The following is a 19,244-nucleotide window of genomic DNA, read 5'->3' as shown; positions in this document are numbered from 1 at the left end:
GATGTCGGCACAGCACGTCCTGATTGTTGAAGATTCGCTGGTTTATCGTCGGCTGCTAAGCCGAATGTTGACGCAGTGGGGTTATATCGTTAGTGAGGCGGAAAACGGTGTCGACGCGCTGGCGATCCTCGAAAACCAGCCTGTCAGCCTGGTGATAAGCGACTGGGAGATGCCGGAGATGAATGGCCTGACGCTATGCCGGGAAATTCGCCGTCGCCAGTTTGGTCGCTATGTTTATCTGATATTGCTCACCGCCCGCGAAGACCCTGGCGATTTAACGCAGGGGTTTGAGGCAGGGGCCGATGATTTTCTCAGCAAACCGGTAGAGCAGAGCGAGCTGCGGGCGCGGCTGCACGCCGGGGCGCGGATCCTCTCCCTCGAGGCTGACCTCGCCGCGCGCAATGCGCGGCTGAGCGAAGCGCTGCGACAGATTGAACAGGATCTGGAGCTGGCGGCGCGCATTCAACAGTCGGTTCTCCCGGCTCATCAGCTGCGCCATCAGGGATTTTTCTCCGACTGGATTTTCCTGCCCTCGGCCTGGGTGTCGGGGGATATTTTTAACGTTTTCCCGCTGGGCGATCGTCTCGGATTTTACTGCGTGGATGTCTCCGGACACGGCGTGGGGGCGGCGATGATGTCGCTCGCCGTCGCCCGCCAGTTTTTGCATGGCAGGGCCGTTGAGCGCTTTCTTTTTACGGCAGACAACCAGCCGGCGTCGCCGGCCGAGGTGGTGGCGATCCTCAATGGTCGTTTTTGCAGTGACGAAACAGAGATCGTCAGCTATTTCACGTTGATCTATGGCGTGATCGACCTGCAGACCGGTGCGGGCAAACTCTGTCAGGCCGGGCATCCCACGCCTTTTATCGTTAGCCCGGACGCTACCGTCCGCCCGGTCGGCAGCGGCGGGGCGCCGGTGGGGTTGATAGACCATCTCTCGTGGGCAGATGTCAGTTTTTCGCTGGCGCCGGGAGAGCGGCTGTGCCTGTTCAGCGACGGTATCACCGAATGTGAAAACCGGAGCGGTGAACAGTTTGGCGAGGCGCGCTTGCAAGCGTGGCTGCAGGACAGCGTGACGCAGCCGCTGCCCGCGCTGCTGCCGCGTTTTGCCCGGCACCTGATCCGCTGGCGCAGTGGCGACGCGCAGGAGACCCAGGCGATGGCCGATGATGTTTCACTCTTGATTATTGAACGTACAGGGGACAGTGATGAAAATTGAAACTGAACGGCAGGCCTCGGTGACGATCCTGACGCCGGCGGTGCGTCGGCTGGATGCTTCCGTCGCGGTAGCCTTTAAGGCGGCAATCGCCCAGGAGATAGGCGAAGATAGCACCGATCTGATTGTTGATTTCAGTAAAATCGATTTTATCGACAGCAGCGGTTTGGGAACGCTGGTTTCCCTGATGAAAATGATGAACGGTAAAGGAGAAATGACACTGTGCGCGCTGAACCCCGGCATTCGCAATATGTTTACCCTGACCAGGATGGATCGTATTTTTCGTATTTGCGAGGATCGCACTTCAGCCCTTGCGCAGTTCAATCCGTGACGCGCCCGTGAATAACGTCATGAATTTTCCTGCCCAACTCAGCTCGCTATCAACGCTGGCGGCGTGGCTGGCTCAACAAATGGCGCCGCTGTCCGTCGGGGAGGAGTGGCGCTTCGCGCTCGATCTTGCCGTCTGTGAGACGGCCACCAATATCATTCGCTATGCGTTGCATGAGGATCGGCAACGTGTTTTTCGTGTCGAATTTATCGCAACGGAAGACCGGGTGACGCTGCGCTTTATTGATGCGGGAGAGGTCTTTCCGGCCGAGCGCCTGGCGCTGGCGCGTGGCGATGAGCGCTTCGATGTCGATCCGTTAGCGGAAAGCGGCAGAGGTTTGCGGCTTATTCTGCGCGCGGTGGACTATTTTAATGTGGAAACCCGCGCCGGGGAGAATGTGACGACCCTGATAAAAGCGTTGCCGGATGCCGTTCTTCGCCATTCCACCGACGATCGCGTCAGGTGAAGGAACAGAGCTTGCCCCCAGGTGAATCCCCGGGGGAATTTTCCCGCCCGCGTTCACCCTCTTCATCCGTCTTATGGCTGGGCCTGAGCGGTGGACAGCGCGCCCAGGTGATAAGGGCGAAGAGTATCTAACGTCATCATGGCTGATTTGCAGAAAATGCATTTCGCACCAAAAGGGTTTTTTTCAGTGACGTCAAACTGGGACGTTCTGTACTGGGAGCCATGGCAGCATGGGCATCTAAAATGGATATGTTCGATCATAATGTAAACCTTGTATGGGTGATGTTCTGTTGAAAAGACAATGGTCGTTTTCAGGAAAATTAACGCGGCTGATTTTAGTTAGTGGTAAGCCGGGTTTTGTGTCAGATGGCGGACTTTTTAAGGAGTCGACAAGGATCTGACAGGGCCTGTTTACAGAAAAAGCAAACTACTAACGGGACTGCTCAAAGGAAGGTGGTATCAGGGATAACGCCTGGAGATGAGAACACGTACTCAGATAATAACTTTTTGTCTGGTAAATCGACTCAACGATTAACGCACGTGCCGTGAATAATAGCAAACGTTATTTTAGCCTTCCGGATGCCTGCTGCGCCAGGGGAGGCTTCATCAGCGCCGTCACCCAGTCGATAAATACCTGTACCCGGGCAGAGAGCTGCCGATTACTGGGATAGAGCAGGGAGAGCGGGAGCGGCGCAGGGCGAAAATCGGCCAGCACTTCCGTTAACGCGCCCGACGCCAGATCGGCCTCAAGGCGGGGCAAGGGGGCCTGATACAGGCCAAAGCCAAGCCTTGCCGCTTCGGCGCCAACGTCGGCATCGGAAGTCAGCAACCGACAGGGCAAACTGACCTCGCTCTGACGGCCATCCTGGGTAAAGCTCAGCGGCAAGGTACGTTGCGTGCGCGATGAAACAAACCCGATCATCACGTGGCCCGTCAGTCCTTCAATCGTATGCGGGGTGCCGTACCGGGCGAGATAGGTCGGGCTGGCGCAGGTGATCTCCTGCAACCCGGCGAGCGGCCGGCAGATCATCTCGCTGTCGGGGAGATGGCCGCCGCGAATGACGCAGTCGACTCCCTCGCGAACCAGATCGACGTCACGCTCGCTTTCGCCGATCTGCAGCGTAATGTCCGGGTAGCGGGCGAGAAACTGCGGCAGCGCGGGCAGCAGCAGGGTCCGCGCCAGGTTGCCCGCCACGTCTACCCGAATGGTGCCGGAGATGCTCCCCCCGGCGCTGCGGTTGGCCTCCTCAAGGGCCGCCAGAATGGACACGCAGCGCTGATAATACAGCGAGCCTTCTGCCGTCGGCCGTACGTGCCGGGTGGTACGATGTAGCAGCCGCGCCCCGAGACTGACCTCCAACGCTTTAATAGCCGCGGTCGCTACTGGCCGGGAAACCCCCAGATCCGCGGCGGCGGCACTGAATGAGCCCCGTTCGACGATGCGCACAAACAAGGTCAGAGTATCCAGTTTATCCATGACATTGTTCCAGCTGGCAAAACTATCCTGTCGCCCAACGCGGTCTTATCGTCGGCATTCAGGGGCTTATAATCGCTCATGTTTTCAGCAGAGAGAAAAGGAGAAAACATGAACAATAGCGCAAAAATCGCCCTGGTGACAGGCGGCAGCCGCGGCCTGGGACGCGCGACCGTCGAAGCGCTGGCACAGCGCGGCGTAAATGTAGTACTGACCTACAAAACGCGTCTTGCCGAGGCGAACGAGGTGGTTACACGGGTTGAAGCACTGGGCGCCCGGGCGATCGCGTTGCCTTTCAGCGCTGGCGAAATCGACACCTTTGACGCATTTGTTAGCGCTTTTCAGGGCGCGCTGACGGAGCTGGACGCCGATAAATTTGATTATCTGGTCAATAATGCCGGCAACGCCAGCGGCATGGGATTTCTTAACGCCACGGAAGCGGAATTCGATGCGCTGTATCGCATCCACGTGAAGAGCGTTTTTTTCCTCAGTCAAAAACTATTGCCGCTGCTGGCCGATGGCGGGCGAATAGTGAATGTCTCGTCCGGCCTCACCCGCATCGTGATGGCGAACCGGGCGCCCTATGCGATCATGAAATCCGCGGTGGAAACCCTGACTCGCTATATGGCGTTTGAGCTGGGCAGTCGCGGGATCACGGTGAACTGCGTGGCGCCCGGCGCCATCGCCACCGATTTCAGCGGCGGGGTGGTGCGGGATAACCCGCAGGTCGCTCAGGCGGTAGCGAACATGACGGCGCTGGGCCGACCTGGCCTGCCAGAGGATATCGGGCCGATGATCGCCTCGCTGTTATCCGATGATCATCGCTGGGTGAATGCCCAGCGCATTGAGGTTTCCGGGGGAATGCGCATCTGAGCGAAGAAAACCGGGGCTGTTTTCATCCGTAGTCAATCGATATGTCAGTGGATGCCGATATAGCGCGACGCTGTGGAGAGATAAGGAAATAATGATCTGCCGCGTTGCTCGTTAAATATTAGTGATTGACCTTATTGCCTGAATGCGCAAGATTATTGTTGAATAAACAGTCAATATGCTAAATATATTTAATGCACGTATGAAAGGATTTAAGATATGGATTTTGAAAATGAACTGACCAGTAAGATCCTTGATCCCATTCACGGCACTATTCGTTTGACGACACTCGAGATTGCCTTTATCAATCACCCCCTGTTCCAGCGCTTACGCAACATTAAACAGAACTCTTTTTTATATAAGGTGTTTCCCTCTGCGGTGCACAGCCGCTTCGAACACTCTCTCGGGGTGCTGCATTTATCAAGTGAAATACTCAATAATTTACGCCTGAATGCGATACGGTATCAAAAGAAATATGATGATGGCCATGTGTTTGGTCATATCGATCAGATACCAAAACACAACATTCAGGAGTTGAGACTCGCTGCCCTGATGCATGACATCGGGCATGGGCCTGTATCCCACCAGTTTGAGAGTTTTATGCCTGGTAAGCACGAATTCTCCGATGTTCTCCCCACAGCCTACCATTCGATCATTGATGTATTAAGCAAGCCAGAACAGAAAGTTGAACATGAACAGCTTTCGCTGTTGTTCAGCCTGATGATTTATCATGATCTGAGAAAACAAGGTAAGGTCGATGACGAAATAAATATCGAAAATGTGTTAAAAATCATCGAAAAAAGATACGGTGACCAACAGATCATTGAGGAAATTAATGGAAAGGCAACAGATATCCTGCCGTTAATGACCTCGATCATCTCTTCCTGTCCGATCGATGCCGACCGGATGGATTACTTGCTCAGAGATGGCTATTTCTCCGGCGTCAAGTGTGGTATCTACGATTACAATCGCTTGTTTATGTCAATTGTCCCGGTCGAGGAACAGGGAAAATTGTACCTTGCTTACAAAGAGAGTGGGATTGATTCGATCGCTGAGTTTATTGGGGCGCGCTCCAGCCTTTTCTCGCAGGTGTATTACCATAAAACAAACCGCGCCTTTGCGACGATGTTGAGCACATTATGTGAGATTATGCAAAGCAAGGATCCACAAAATGTCATTATCGCTGACGTTACCGACCGTATCGTTGACCATAGCGATGAAAGCTTCATCGACGCGCTGAAGGAGTTTTATTTGGCGTGCAGTGATGATTATTTTTTGAATGACAAGGTGGGTGAATGGATAGATATCAGCGATACCGAGGCGGTTAATAAAAAAATACTTGATGACATTATTAACCGACACCCATGGTCGAAGGTCTATGAGGCCAAACACTCTGTGTATAAAGCTAACATCGCTGACAAGGAAAATAAGGCGTGGAAGAGTCAACTCACCGGGTTATTGACTTCTGTATTACAGCCTCATTTCAAACCACATGAATTTGCCGTTGATATTGTCTCCGACTGCGCCTTTAAAGACCTGGATAAAACCGAAGTTAAGCTTTTGGTGAAAGATCTTAAGAACCGCTACGAAATAAAACCGTTAATTGAATGTGGTGATAAGTTAAATCAGTATCAAATCATCAAATATTGCATTCGGGTATTTGTTGACCGCGATATCAAAGAACGCGTAACTCCTGAAATAATCTATAAAATCAATGAAATAGTGGTCAAGCAGATCGCGTTGCTGAATTGATGATGCCCGTCAGGGCAGCGATAAATCTTTCAGGGGCTGGTTTTTTAACCGGCCCCTGAAGATAAGCGGTAAATCGTGGCGCATCCCCGCCATCGGTATAACTTACAACAGCGCGTTTACCCGAGACTAAACACCGCGCTGAGGCATAGATTCCCGCAGGGGAGCGGGTGGCTCAACAAAAACGCCGGCTCAGTATGGTTATTCCGCCAGCAGGGCGGCGAATTTCGCCAGCCACTGTGGATGAGCCGGCCAGGCGGGGGCGGTAACCAGGTTACCGTCCACATGCGCCTGGTCGATACCAATATCCGCATAGTGCCCGCCGCTCAAACGCACTTCCGGGGCGCAGGCGGGATAGGCGCTGCAGGTGCGGCCCTGCAGAATACCGGCGGCGGCCAGCAGCTGCGGGCCGTGGCAGACGGCGGCGATAGGTTTACGCGCGGCGTCGAATGCCTGTACCAGTTTAATAACCTCCTCGTTCAGGCGCAGATACTCCGGCGCCCGGCCGCCGGGGATCACTAGCGCATCGTAGTTCTCGGCCTTTACTGCGGCGAAGTCAGCGTTCAGCGTGAAGCGATGGCCCGGCTTTTCGCTATAAGTCTGGGCGCCGTCAAAGTCATGGATTGCGGTCATGACATAGTCGCCAGCGGCTTTATCCGGGCAGACGGCATCGACCTGGTGGCCAATCATCTGCAGCGCCTGAAAAGGAACCATTGTTTCGTAATCTTCGGCATAATCGCCGACCAGCATTAGGATTTTCTTGCTCATCTTTGTGTCTCGTTGTGGGCGAAAGGTGTCTTAGATATAGCCTGGCGACTTGCAGAATGCGAACCGTTCAGGATGCCGACGACGGTGTCGTGTGCGTCTTGTAACCGGGCTCATGTTTTTTTGCTAACGACAACTTTGTCCGACATCGCGCTGTGGCTCGTTATCCGCAAAAAATCGGTTTGTGGGGAGTAAGGGGAGCAGAAGAATATTGTTACCGTTTAGATTTCGCGCCTGCACTATTAAGCGTCCGCCGCGAAGGGGCAATCGGATGGAAGCCAGATATTATCCCTCTGAGTAATTTATTGCGTTGTTACGCTAAATTTGCATAATGAGCGAATTATATTGCCCCGGTCGTCTCTATGGTTTCCTTTATTCATCCGCTTAATGTTTTAGCACGCCTTATAGTATCCATTGCAAACATTCCTTTGGTGCATTATTTATTGAATTTATCATTGGCTGTTGTTACACATTTCAAATATTGATATTCATGGTGCTTTTATTTTCGTGGTGAAAGGGGGGTGTTTATGAATAAATATAATTATTAGGTGGTTAAGTTGATCGGTAATCCATTTTTGCTTTATCATCGTCACGTTTCATATCAATATATCTTCAATAATTATTCCTTAAGGAAAGGAACTGCTATGGCTGATACGTTCCAGAATGAAGTCCCCAGGGCGCGCATTAATCTCAAATTATCTCTTCATACCGGCGGCGCGCAAAAGAAGGTCGAACTGCCGCTCAAACTGCTTACCATTGGCGATTTTAGTCATGGTAAGGAAAACCGGCCTTTATCGGAAAGAGAAAAAATCAACGTCAATAAAAATAATTTTAACAGCGTACTTTCGGAATTTAGCCCGGAAGTTAACCTCTCGGTGCCGAATACGCTGGCCGGCAATGGCGAAGAGGAGAACGTCAGACTGCGTTTTACCGACATCAAAGATTTTGAACCGGAGCAGGTTGCCCGGCAAATTCCGCAACTCCGCGCCATGCTGGCGATGCGTAATTTATTACGCGATCTCAAATCCAATCTGCTCGATAACGCCACTTTCAGAAAAGAGCTTGAGGCAATCCTGAAAGATCCGGCGCTGTCCCAGGAATTACGCGACGAAATGAGTGCGCTTGCCCCGAAATAAGTGCGGGGCAAGTCTGTTAATGGATTAACCGGGAAAATGCTAATGTCTGTTACCACAGAAAACGCCCCTGTTCAGGGGCAAACCACGCTGCAGGAAAACAGGGCGGGCGAGGGCGTTTACGCCTCGCTGTTTGAAAAAATTAATCTCACCCCGGCGTCTCGCCTCGGGGATATCAACGACTTTCTGGACGATGCCGCGCTCTCCGAGGCGCCGGCGGCGGAACGTCTCACCGCGGCGATGCAGGTGTTTATGGAACGCATCCGCCAGTCCGGCCAGCGGGTGGAAAAGCTCGACAAAACGCTGATCGACCACCATATCGCCGAGCTGGATTTCCAGATAAGCCGTCAGCTGGACGCGGTGATGCACCATCAGGAGTTTCAGCAGGTCGAATCCCTGTGGCGCGGCCTCAAACAGCTGGTGGACAACACCGACTATCGGCAGAACGTCAAAACGGAGATCCTCGACGTCGCCAAAGACGATCTGCGCCAGGACTTTGAGGACGCGCCGGAGCTTATCCAGAGCGGCCTCTACTGGCACACCTATACCGCGGAGTATGACACTCCCGGCGGCGAGCCGATCGGCTCGGTGATCTCGGCCTATGAGTTCGACGCCAGCCCGCAGGATGTGGCGCTGCTGCGCAATATCTCCCGCGTCTCTGCCGCCGCCCATATGCCGTTTATCGGCGCCGTCGGCCCGGCCTTCTTCCTGAAAGAGACCATGGAAGAGGTGGCTGCCATTAAGGATATCGGCAACTACTTCGATCGTGCGGAATATATCCGCTGGAAGGCGTTTCGCGAAACTGACGATGCCCGCTACATCGGCCTGGTGATGCCGCGCGTGCTGGGGCGTCTGCCGTACGGCCCGGATACCGTGCCGGTGCGCAGCTTCAACTATGTCGAGCAGGTGAAGGGCCCGGACCACGAAAAGTATCTCTGGACCAGCGCGGCGTTCTCCTTCGCTTCCAATATGGTGAAGAGCTTTGTCAATAACGGCTGGTGCGTGCAAATTCGCGGTCCGCAGGCCGGCGGCGCGGTGAAAGATCTGCCCATCCATCTGTACGATCTGGGCACCGGCAACCAGGTGAAAATTCCTTCCGAGGTGATGATCCCGGAAACGCGGGAGTTTGAGTTCGCCAGCCTGGGCTTTATCCCGCTGTCGTACTACAAAAATCGCGATTACGCCTGCTTCTTCTCGGCCAACTCCGCGCAGAAACCGGCGCTGTACGATACCGCCGACGCCACCGCCAACAGCCGTATCAACGCGCGTCTGCCTTACATCTTCCTGCTGTCGCGCATCGCGCACTACCTGAAGATGATCCAGCGCGAGAATATCGGCACCACCAAGGACCGGCGTCTGCTGGAGCTGGAGCTGAACACCTGGGTGCGGAGCCTGGTGACCGAAATGACCGACCCCGGCGACGAGCTGCAGGCCTCCCATCCGCTGCGCGATGCCAGCGTGGTGGTGGAAGATATCGAGGATAACCCGGGATTCTTCCGCGTGAAGCTGTACGCGGTGCCGCACTTCCAGGTCGAGGGGATGGACGTCAATCTGTCGCTGGTTAGCCAGATGCCAAAGGCGAAGGCGTAGGTTCGGACGATGATGAAAACGGAACGTCCGTTGTGGGGCCGGGGCATTATGGTGTCGCCTCAGCATTTTCAACAGCAGGCTGCGTATGCAGCCTGGACTGCGGAAGTGATTGCCCGGATGGGTCTTAACCACCCCTGGGGAGTGGTTGAGGCGACCTTCGAACCAGAGATGCTCAAACTGGGCCGCCTGCAGGCTCACAGGCTGCAGGTCCGGTTCCAGGATGGCACGATGATTGATACGGACAATGCCGATGCGCTGCCGTCCGCGCTGTCGCTGGACGGCGCATCCGGCGAGGCGGTGATCGTGCTGGCGCTGCCCCTGATGCAGGCGAATGGCGGCAACTGTCTGAAGCCGGAGGAGGTGGCCGAAAGGCCGGCGCGCTTCCGCCAGCGCTGGCGCGATGTCCGTAACCAGTTTGGGGATGATACCCGGCAGATTGCCGTCATACAGCCGGAGCTGACCCTCCGCTTCGCCCACCAGGACAACAGCGATTACCTGACCTGTCCGCTTGTTCGCCTGCAGCGGGACTCGCAGGGGGCCTGGCTTATCGACGAGACGTTTCTCCCGCCGCTGCTGCAGATCCAGGGCAGCCGCTGGCTGGCGACGCAGCTTGAACAGCTGCTCATCCAGCTCCGGGCTCGTCTGACGCGCCTGATGGCCATGCGTCGCGAAAGCAATGAACGGATGGCTGATTTTGCCGTAGCCGATGTCTCTCTGTTCTGGTTGCTGAATGCGCTGAACAGCGCCGAGCCGGTGCTGGGGTACTTTCTGCGTTACCGGCAAAGCCCGCCGGAACGCCTCTACCCGGAGCTGGCGCGCCTGGCTGGTAGCCTGCTGACCTTTTCGCTCACCCATCAGGCGAATGCCGTCCCGTTCTATCAGCATGACCAGCTGAACGCGGTTTTTCCGCCGCTGTTTGATTTACTGAGCGACCTGCTGGAGGCGAGCCTGCCATCGCGGGTGGTGGCGATTGCGCTGGAGCATGATGTCCGGCTGCACTTCTGGCAGGCGCGTCTGCACGATGCCCGGCTGCGGGAAGGGGCTGATTACTACCTGTCGGTTCGTTCGTCGGTACCGGTCGCCCAACTGCAGGAGCAGTTTCCGCGCCAGTGCAAAGTGGGCAGTCCGGATCATGTCAAAGCCATCGTCAACTCCTCGCGGACAGGGGTGCCCCTCACGCCATTGCGTCATGTGCCGGCGGCGATCCCGCTACGTCTGGAAAATCAGTATTTCAGCCTCGATGTGTCCCACCCTCTGGCGACGGAAATGCTGCAGAGCGGCACCTGTATGTTTTACGTCCCGGGGATGCTCGGTGAGCCTGAACTTGAACTTTTTGCGGTACTACGAACGTGAATGAGCCTAAACGCGGCAACGCCGCGTCCATTGATATTGATGCGCTGCTGCAGAACACCTGGCTGCAGGTTATCAGCCTGCGCCACGGCCCGCAGTTCCGCGATGAGGAAGGGTACACGCTATGGCAGCGCTGTATTGCTGATGTCGAGCGCGTGCAACATGAGCTGAAGGCGAGCGGGCTTGATGACGCCAGCTGTCAGCATATTCTCACCGCCCAGTGCGCGCTGCTCGATGAAGCCGTGAAAGGTCGCGGCGTGGAGGATGAGGCCTGCCTGCAGTGGTATGACATTCCGCTGCAGGGGCACTTCCTCGGCACCATGGACGCCGGCGACACCCTGTGCGAGCGGATGCGTGATGTGTTGCGTGAGCCGGCGCCCAACCTGGCCGTGGTCACCTGTTTTCAGCGGGTGATGCTGCTGGGTTTTATTGGCAGCTTTCGCTCCCTCCACGACCCCGAGCGCCTGAAGCTGGTCAACGCGCTCGGTGAGCGTGTTCCTCCTTTTCAGCGCCCGGCTACCGCTCCCGTACTGGTAGAGAGTCGCGCCGGTCTGGGGATAAGCGGCTGGCTGGCCCCATGGCCGGTACGTATTGGCCTGAGCGTGGTGGTGGTACTCGCCCTGTGGTGGGGACTCAACCACTGGCTCGATCACCTGCTGCTGACCTTGTTACCGGGGGAGGTGAAATGAGCCCCGCGCAGCAGCGTGGGCTGGCGCTGTGGGCCAGTCTGCTGAGTGCGCTGGTGTGCCTGCTATTTTTGCCGGTTCCCCGCTGGGGGGCGTGGCTCATTCTGCTGGTCACGCTGGCCCTGATCATCGGGATCTGGCGCATCGCCAGTCGTCGTACCGGACGTAACGTCGCATCAACCCTGGACCCTCTCCCGGAGGGCGCTTATCGCCAGCCGGTGGTCCTCGTTTGCGGCGACCTGCCGTGTGTCTGGCCGCCAGCGTCACCGGTGCGAGTCGTCAAACAGGGCTGCTGGATCCGCGTGGAAAAGACGGAGGAGCTGCAGCAGGTCGCGCGCCAGGTATTGAGCCAGCGGCCGGAATGGGGGCCTCAGCTGTCGGTGCTGCTCTGCGTCTGCCCGCAGCGGCATGCGCAAAGCGATGCGCTGACCAGCGCTCTGCTGGCCCTGCGCTGGCAACTCAGCCAGCTGCGTCAGCAGACGGGGTATGCCGTACCGCTGGCGCTGCAGGGGCAGGTGGGCAGCGCGATGAGTCGCGACCTGTTGTGGCAGGCGGCGATACCGGGTGAAGCGGTCAAAGTCTGGCAGCCCTCCTGCGCCCCCTGTTCCGTACCGGCCTGGGTAAGCGCCGGTGGGGCGGCCGCGCTGGAGCAGCAGGTGCTGATGAACAGCCTGATGGGCTGGTTTGAACAGCACGTCCATGCCGTGTTGACGGAAGAGAATACCGACCTGCCACCTCTGCCCCCTGCGGCCGTGCTGTGGGGCCTCGGGCCCTCGCTGCCTGGAAGTCTGGCATCGTCGGCCTGGACGACGTGGTTATCCCGACATAGCGGCCTGTCGCGGGTAGCTGGCTGGCAGCCTGGCGAGAGCGACACCGGGGACGCTTCAGCTTTGCCGGAATTCATCCTGCCGCAGTTACCGGCGGGACGGGGACTCACGCCACGAGGCTGGGCCTGGCGCGCGGCGCTCGCGATTTTCACCCTCGCGGCTGTCGCCGCGCTGCTCAGCAGTGGCTGGAACAATCGACAACTGCTGCAGCGCGTGGGCGTCGATATTGCCCGTTATGAGCGGATTGCGATGGATGATTATCGACCAAAAGCCAGCGCTGTCAGGGTGCTGCGTGAAGATGCCGCGCTGCTTGATAGCTGGGCGCGTAACGGCGTCCCGCTGCGCCAGAGTCTGGGCTTGTATCACGGGGAGCAGATTCGCCTGCCGTTGCTGGAGGCGATTCGCGGTTACGTGCCGCCTCCACCGCCGCCCAGGCCGGTGCAGCGCGTCGCGCCGAACGTCATCCGCCTTGACAGCATGTCGCTATTCGATACCGGGAAATGGGTACTGAAGCCTGGTTCGACAAAGCGGCTGGTCAGCTCGCTGATGGACATTAAGGCCAGGCCCGGGTGGCTGATTGTGGTGGCGGGCCACACCGACAGCGTGGGTGAGGAAAAAGCCAACCAGCTATTGTCGCTGAAACGTGCGGAATCGGTCCGCGACTGGATGCGCGATACCGGCGACGTGCCGGACAGCTGCTTTGCCGTTCAGGGCTATGGCGAAAGCCGACCAATTGCAACAAACGATACGCCGGAAGGCCGTGCGCTGAACCGTCGTGTCGAAATCAGTCTGGTGCCGCAGGTAGACGCCTGCCGGTTACCGGACCAACCCTCTGCGTCATCCCAGGATGATGGCGCTTCACTACACAATGGAGAGTAATTCCATGGCAATTCCTGTTTATCTTTGGCTGAAAGACGACGGCGGCGCGGACATTAAAGGGTCTGTCGACGTTCAGGATCGTGAAGGCAGTATCGAAGTGGTGGCTCAGGAGCATAACCTGTACATCCCGACCGATAACAACACCGGCAAACTGACCGGCACGCGTATTCATACGCCGTTCCTGTTCACCAAGGAGATCGACTCCTCCAGCCCCTACCTGTACAAGGCGGTGACCACCGGTCAGACCCTGAAGTCCGCCGAGTTTAAGTGGTACCGAATCAACGATGCCGGCCAGGAAGTGGAGTATTTCAATACCAAACTTGAGAACGTCAAGGTGGTGAAAGTGAATCCCCTGATGCACGACATCAAAAACCCCGCCTACGAGAAGCACAACCATCTGGAACAGATTGAGCTGCGCTACGAGAAGATCACCTGGACCTATAAAGACGGCAACATCATTCACTCCGATAGCTGGAACGAACGCGCCACCGCGTAATTGCCCGTCATATTTCGCGCCGCTGGCGCGCAGGCGACGTTCGCTCATCCCGGCCGCATCGTTATCTCTGCGGCCGGGGATTATTGCGGGCGATCGCCTGATGCGGGCAGCGTTTCTCTGCCCGCCGTTTTTTGCTGAGCGCCTGAGATACGGGGTCTCAGCAAAGAAAAACACAATCTGTCTGCCTGACCTTGTGCGCTTGGGGTTCCTGTTCAGGAACAGCGACGGGCGGTAGCGTGTCCGGAAACAATAAGAGAGGATCTCATGGAAAATCCAGCCAGCCTGTTACGCCGTCTTAATCCCTGCTGTGCCCGCGCAATGGAGGGGGCGGCCTCCCTGTGCCAGACCCGGGCGCATGCCGAGATCCTGCCCGAGCACTGGCTGCTTAAGCTGCTGGAACAGGGGGAAGGCGATCTGACGGTGCTGGCGCGGCGCTATGAATGGGATATGGATGCGCTGTGGCAGGATCTGCTGAGCTGGCTGGATAAACAGCCGCGCTCGGTACGTCATCGTCCCCAGCTCTCTGACCATACCCTGAGGCTGATGCAGGAGGCCTGGCTGATTGCCTCTCTCAGCGGCGAAGCGCAGATCCGCAGTGTTCACCTGCTGATGGCGCTGGTTGAAAAACAGAATCTGATCCAGTGGGATGGCCTGTGGCCGCTGTTAACGCTGGGCCAGCGTCAGCTGGAACGCCTGCGCTCCTTGCTGGATGCCCAGTCCGACGAACGTCCGCCAGCGCAGCAGGAAGCGGCGCTGGCGCAGCCCCATGGCGGGGACGTGGAATTTGTGGGGCGTCCTGCGGGCAGCGAACTGAATGCGGATGGGCTCAACCCGGCGCTGCAGAACGCGCTGGACAAATTCACTCTCGACGTCACCGCCAAAGCCAGAGACGGCCAGATTGACCCGGTGTTCGGACGCGACACGGAAATCCGCCAGATGGTGGATATTCTCTCCCGTCGGCGAAAAAACAACCCGATCCTCGTCGGTGAGCCGGGCGTGGGCAAGACCGCTCTGGTGGAAGGCCTGGCGCTGCGCATTGCCGAAGGCAACGTCCCCGACGCGCTGAAGCCGGTGTCGGTGCGCACCCTTGACCTCGGTCTGCTGCAGGCCGGCGCCGGGGTCAAAGGCGAGTTCGAGCAGCGGCTGAAAAATATCATTGAGGCGGTACAGCAGTCGCCTTCGCCGGTGCTGCTGTTTATCGACGAGGCGCACACGATCATCGGCGCGGGTAATCAGGCGGGCGGCGCGGATGCCGCCAACCTGTTGAAGCCGGCGCTGGCCCGGGGCGAGCTGCGGACCATCGCCGCCACCACCTGGTCTGAATACAAGCAGTACTTCGAGCGCGACGCCGCGCTGGAGCGCCGCTTTCAGATGGTCAAGGTGGATGAGCCGGACGACGACACCGCCTGCCTGATGCTGCGCGGCCTGAAGTCCCGCTATGCCGACCACCACGGCGTGCATATCACGGATGATGCGGTGCGCGCCGCCGTGACGCTGTCACGACGCTATCTCACCGGCCGCCAGCTGCCGGACAAGGCAGTGGATTTACTCGACACCGCTTCCGCCCGCCTGCGTATGAGTTTGGATACCGTGCCTCAGCCGCTGACCCGCATGAAGGCGCAGCTCACCGCGCTGGCAATGGAGAAGCAGGCGCTGCTGGAAGATATTGCGCTGGGCAACAGCGCCCGCGGCGATCGGCTGGCGGCCATTGAGCAGGAGGAGATCCGCCTTATTCTGGCGCTGGATACCCTTGAAACTCAGTATGGTCAGGAGCTGCAGCTGACGGAAGCGCTGCTCGCCTGTCGCCGCGATATCTCCCGCCAGGCGGAAATTAGCGATCTACAAACCGCGCTTATCGCCGTCCAGCAGGGCAATCCGCTGCTCGGGCTGGACGTCGACGTCCGCACCGTGGCGACGGTGATTGCCGACTGGACCGGCGTGCCGCTCTCCTCGCTAATGAAAGATGAGCAGACGGAGCTGCTGAGTCTGGAAGAGAGTCTCGGCAAACGGGTGGTTGGCCAGCAGGCGGCCCTGAGCGCTATTGCCCGGCGCCTGCGCGCCGCGAAAACCGGCCTGACGCCGGAGAACGGTCCGCAAGGGGTGTTCCTGCTGGTCGGGCCGAGCGGCACCGGCAAAACGGAAACGGCGCTCGCCCTGGCCGATGCGCTGTTCGGCGGCGAGAAAGCGCTGATCACCATCAATCTCTCCGAGTACCAGGAGCCGCACACCGTCAGCCAGCTGAAGGGTTCTCCGCCCGGCTACGTCGGCTACGGCCAGGGCGGGATCCTGACCGAGGCGGTGCGCAAACGCCCCTACAGCGTGGTGCTGCTCGATGAGGTGGAAAAGGCCCATCGCGATGTGATGAACCTGTTCTACCAGGTCTTCGACCGGGGGGTAATGCGCGACGGCGAGGGGCGTGAAATCGACTTTCGCAACACCGTGATCCTGATGACCGCCAACCTCGGAAGCGACCTCCTGATGCAGTTGCTGGATGAACAGCCGGAGGCCAGCGAATCAGACCTGCACGAGCTGCTGCGCCCGGTGCTGCGCGGCCACTTCCAGCCGGCGCTGCTGGCCCGCTTCCAGACGGTGATTTACCGTCCGCTGCCGGCGGGAGCGCTGCGCACCATTGTCGGCATGAAGCTCGGGCAGGTAAGTCAGCGTCTGGCTTGCCATTACGGAATCAACACCACCCTCAGCGAGAGCCTGTTCGACGCGCTGACCGAGGCCTGCCTGCTGCCGGATACCGGCGCCCGTAACGTCGACAGTCTGCTCAATCAGCAGATCCTGCCGGCGCTGAGTCAGCAGCTATTGAGCCATATGGCGGCGGGGCAGAAACCGCGCCAGGTGACGCTGGGGTATCACGAAGAGGAAGGCGTCGTGATGGCGTTTGACGAGGGGACAATATCCGATGAGTAGCGTGAAATCGTTGTTGTTCAGCCATAACCACCACCTGCTTTCGGTGAAGGGATGTGAAGCCGGGCTTGATGTGCTGGCCTTCGAGGGCGATGAAGCCCTGAGCCAGCCGTTCCGCTACCGTATTGAATTCACCAGCGCAGACCATGCCATCAGCAAAGAGATGATGCTGATGAAGGCAGCCTCCCTGACGCTGCAGGCGCCGGTGGCTCAGGGCTTCGGCATCAATGTTCAGCAACCCGTGCGGGTGATCCAGGGCGTGGTGACGGGGTTTGAACGGCTCAGTACCTCCAGGGATGAAACGCACTACGCGCTGACGCTTCAGCCGCGCCCGGCGCGATGCCGACTTTGCGGTGGAGTTTGCCGGCATACCGGACAGCCCGGACGTCGGCTACCGGCCTGAGCCCGGCGCGCGTCCGGTGATGGCCGGGACGCTGCCGGCCCGCGTGACCAGCACCCGGGAAAACGACACCTACGGGCATATCGACAAACACGGACGCTACCGGGTGAATATGTTGTTTGATCGGGCGCGCTGGGAAACCGGGTTCGAGAGCCTGTGGGTCCGTCAGTCGCGGCCGTATGCCGGAGACACTTACGGCCTGCACCTGCCGCTGCTGGCGGAGACGGAGGTGGCGATTGGCTTTGAGGATGGTAACCCCGACCGGCCGTATATCGCGGGCGTGCTGCACGACTCGGCGCACGGCGACCACGTCACCATTCGCAATGACAAACGTAACGTCCTGCGCACCCCGGCCAACAACAAAATCCGCCTCGACGACGAGCGCGGAAAAGAGCATATCAAGGTCTCGACGGAGTACGGCGGTAAGAGCCAGCTGAACCTGGGGCACCTGGTGGACAGTGACAGGCAGCCGCGCGGCGAAGGCTTTGAGCTGAGAACCGACAGCCGGGGAGCTATCCGGGCACAGAAAGGGATATTTATCAGCGCGGACGGACAGGTGCAGGCCCGGGGACAGGTGCTGGATATGGAGCCGGCGGTCAGCAATCTGGCCGAAGCCCGGGAGCAGATGATGTCCATCTCCGGTGACGCGCAGAAGGCGACCGCGAACCCGGCCGATCTCCAGGCGCAAATTACCCTGCTGGAGCAGCAGCTGACAGACCTCAAAAAATCGGTACTGCTGGTCAGCGCGCCGGAGGGGATAGCGCTGACCAGCGGGGAGCATCTGCAGGTCTCAGCCGGGCATAACCTGATTGCCACGGCCGGAAAGAATGCAGACGTCAGCGTGGTGAAAAATCTGTTCATCGGGGTGGGCAGTGCGCTGAGCGTGTTTGTGCGAAAGCTTGGGATCAGGCTGATAGCGAACCAGGGACCGGTACAGATGCAGGCGCAGAATGACCTGATGGCGTTGCTTGCCCGGAAGGAAATCAGCATTGTCAGCACGGAAGACAGTATCGAAATTATTGCGAAAAAACGGGTCACAATAAACGGCGGGGGAAGCTATATCACGCTCAATGCCAGTGGCATTGAATCAGCGACGGCAGGTGAGTACAGAACAAGGGCCGGGTATTACGTCAGGCGGGAAAAAGCGCAGCATAAGCCTGACATTGCACCTTTAGCTAATGCGATAAATGACGGCAGCCATAATATTCGCTACCTGTGTACAGATGATAATGGGATGCCGATGCTGAATACACCTTACAGGGCCTTTCTGGCTGATGGCTCGGTATTAGAGGGTGTCAGTGATGGCGAGGGGTATACGAAGTTGTTTACTTCTGCACAGATACAGGATGTTCTGCTGCATATGATACCGGAGGCCATCAATGCCTAAATATAATATTTATACAAAGATTGAATCGAATGTTTCAGCAGTCGACCTTTTTTACGATCTGAATGTTTACAGAACTGATGCCAGTAATAAAAAACATATACTACTGTCAGTGGCGCAACAACCAGTAACATCAAATTATCAAACTCAGTCCCATGAAACGAATGACACAGAGGATGGGTTGTCTGTAATCTACATAATGGAAATGAACTTATATCGCAAGCACGGAGGTAAGTTGTTTTCTGTGCTTTCCTCGCCTGCGAAAAAGATGTACACACTTGGTGAAATGGCATCAGGGCAAGCATATTCTAAAAATAAGCGTGAAAATGTTTGTTATTTTGAGACAAAGGCGCAGACAAAACCGGTTAATGATAAGGGTGAGGATAATATACATACTGTGCAGATTACCTGTCAGAAAAGAGCGTTTATTGCAAAAGAGTATCCTGTAGGTAGTCCTGATGATCCCTTCGATAAAAATAAGATAGAACATCAGTTCCTTTCGAGGATGAATCGCAGTAGTTATCCAAATCAAGGGGATACTAGTTTGTGTGGGCCAGCATCATTTTTTTATTGCCTGTTGATGGATAGACCTGATATTTATAAACAAGCAGTTAATGAGCTTTGGTTGTATGGGAAAACTAAAATAGGTGCGTTAAATATAGTTCCAAGCAATAGTTGTCTGATCCTACCCGCGAATAGTGGACACGCGACTAAGTGAG

16 protein-coding genes and 1 pseudogene are annotated in these 19,244 nt (G+C 57.2%); 14 read left to right on the top strand and 3 right to left on the bottom strand.

The window, feature by feature from the left end:
• Position 1: 1 nt before the first annotated feature.
• From IB144_RS14885 to IB144_RS14875, 3 genes are read left to right on the top strand one after another with little or no spacing between them, the layout of a single operon-like run.
• Entirely contained in the window at positions 2–1,216 is a 1,215-nt protein-coding gene (locus IB144_RS14885; RefSeq protein ID WP_004183769.1) for a SpoIIE family protein phosphatase, read from the top strand.
• The gene (locus tag IB144_RS14880) at positions 1,206–1,544 is read left to right on the top strand and encodes an STAS domain-containing protein (RefSeq protein ID WP_004183770.1); all 339 of its coding nucleotides are present in this window, start codon (positions 1,206–1,208) and stop codon (positions 1,542–1,544) included. The genes IB144_RS14885 and IB144_RS14880 overlap by 11 nt, the downstream gene beginning before the upstream one ends.
• Before the next feature lie 19 nt (positions 1,545–1,563).
• Entirely contained in the window at positions 1,564–2,007 is a 444-nt protein-coding gene (locus tag IB144_RS14875; protein WP_014907732.1) for an ATP-binding protein, read from the top strand.
• A gap of 71 nt (positions 2,008–2,078) precedes the next feature.
• Here IB144_RS14875 and IB144_RS14870 read toward each other — a convergent pair whose 3' ends face one another.
• On the bottom strand, positions 2,079–2,267 hold the full coding sequence (locus IB144_RS14870; protein ID WP_004183775.1) for a hypothetical protein: 189 nt from the start codon (positions 2,265–2,267) through the stop codon (positions 2,079–2,081).
• Positions 2,268–2,568: 301 nt separating this feature from the next.
• Positions 2,569–3,483: a LysR family transcriptional regulator gene (locus IB144_RS14865; protein ID WP_004176438.1), complete on the bottom strand. Its 915-nt coding sequence runs from the start codon at positions 3,481–3,483 to the stop codon at positions 2,569–2,571.
• A gap of 108 nt (positions 3,484–3,591) precedes the next feature.
• Here IB144_RS14865 and IB144_RS14860 point away from each other — a divergent pair, with 108 nt between their 5' ends.
• Both IB144_RS14860 and IB144_RS14855 read left to right on the top strand, forming a co-directional pair.
• Entirely contained in the window at positions 3,592–4,353 is a 762-nt protein-coding gene (locus tag IB144_RS14860; RefSeq protein WP_019705447.1) for an SDR family oxidoreductase, read from the top strand.
• 216 nt (positions 4,354–4,569) lie between these two features.
• Positions 4,570–6,102 (top strand): HD domain-containing protein, encoded by a 1,533-nt coding sequence (locus IB144_RS14855; protein ID WP_004183778.1) that lies wholly within the window; start codon positions 4,570–4,572, stop codon positions 6,100–6,102.
• 198 nt (positions 6,103–6,300) lie between these two features.
• Here the strand turns inward: IB144_RS14855 and IB144_RS14850 are convergent, their stop codons facing one another.
• Positions 6,301–6,867, bottom strand: coding sequence for a DJ-1/PfpI family protein (locus tag IB144_RS14850; protein WP_004190556.1), 567 nt, complete (start codon positions 6,865–6,867; stop codon positions 6,301–6,303).
• Positions 6,868–7,508: 641 nt separating this feature from the next.
• Here IB144_RS14850 and tssB point away from each other — a divergent pair.
• From tssB to IB144_RS14805, 9 genes and pseudogenes are all read left to right on the top strand, one after another.
• Complete coding sequence (tssB, locus tag IB144_RS14845) at positions 7,509–8,000, top strand: type VI secretion system contractile sheath small subunit (protein WP_004176434.1); 492 nt, start codon at positions 7,509–7,511, stop codon at positions 7,998–8,000.
• Between the two features lie 42 nt (positions 8,001–8,042).
• A complete protein-coding gene (tssC, locus tag IB144_RS14840; RefSeq protein ID WP_004892641.1) occupies positions 8,043–9,587 on the top strand; it encodes a type VI secretion system contractile sheath large subunit in 1,545 nt (514 codons plus the stop codon).
• 9 nt (positions 9,588–9,596) lie between these two features.
• Positions 9,597–10,940, top strand: a complete 1,344-nt coding sequence (tssK, locus tag IB144_RS14835) for a type VI secretion system baseplate subunit TssK (protein WP_020323830.1) — start codon at positions 9,597–9,599, stop codon at positions 10,938–10,940.
• Positions 10,937–11,626 (top strand): type VI secretion system protein TssL, short form, encoded by a 690-nt coding sequence (gene tssL, locus IB144_RS14830; RefSeq protein ID WP_020323825.1) that lies wholly within the window; start codon positions 10,937–10,939, stop codon positions 11,624–11,626. The genes tssK and tssL overlap by 4 nt, the downstream gene beginning before the upstream one ends.
• Positions 11,623–13,329: an OmpA family protein gene (locus IB144_RS14825; protein ID WP_020323828.1), complete on the top strand. Its 1,707-nt coding sequence runs from the start codon at positions 11,623–11,625 to the stop codon at positions 13,327–13,329. The genes tssL and IB144_RS14825 overlap by 4 nt, the downstream gene beginning before the upstream one ends.
• Positions 13,330–13,333: 4 nt before the next feature.
• Positions 13,334–13,825, top strand: coding sequence for a type VI secretion system effector Hcp (hcp, locus tag IB144_RS14820; protein ID WP_002902160.1), 492 nt, complete (start codon positions 13,334–13,336; stop codon positions 13,823–13,825).
• Between the two features lie 264 nt (positions 13,826–14,089).
• On the top strand, positions 14,090–16,744 hold the full coding sequence (gene tssH / locus IB144_RS14815; protein ID WP_065888633.1) for a type VI secretion system ATPase TssH: 2,655 nt from the start codon (positions 14,090–14,092) through the stop codon (positions 16,742–16,744).
• Position 16,745: 1 nt separating this feature from the next.
• Positions 16,746–18,528: pseudogene (vgrG, locus tag IB144_RS14810) on the top strand (type VI secretion system tip protein VgrG).
• Positions 18,521–19,243, top strand: coding sequence for a hypothetical protein (locus IB144_RS14805; RefSeq protein WP_223168860.1), 723 nt, complete (start codon positions 18,521–18,523; stop codon positions 19,241–19,243). The pseudogene vgrG and the gene IB144_RS14805 overlap by 8 nt, the downstream one beginning before the upstream one ends.
• Position 19,244 lies beyond the last annotated feature (1 nt).

Source organism: Klebsiella sp. K4 (assembly GCF_014596785.2).
Lineage (GTDB): Bacteria > Pseudomonadota > Gammaproteobacteria > Enterobacterales > Enterobacteriaceae > Klebsiella > Klebsiella pneumoniae.
The sequence above is the reverse complement of the archived record's forward strand: the minus strand, read 5'-3'. Positions and strand labels throughout refer to the sequence as shown.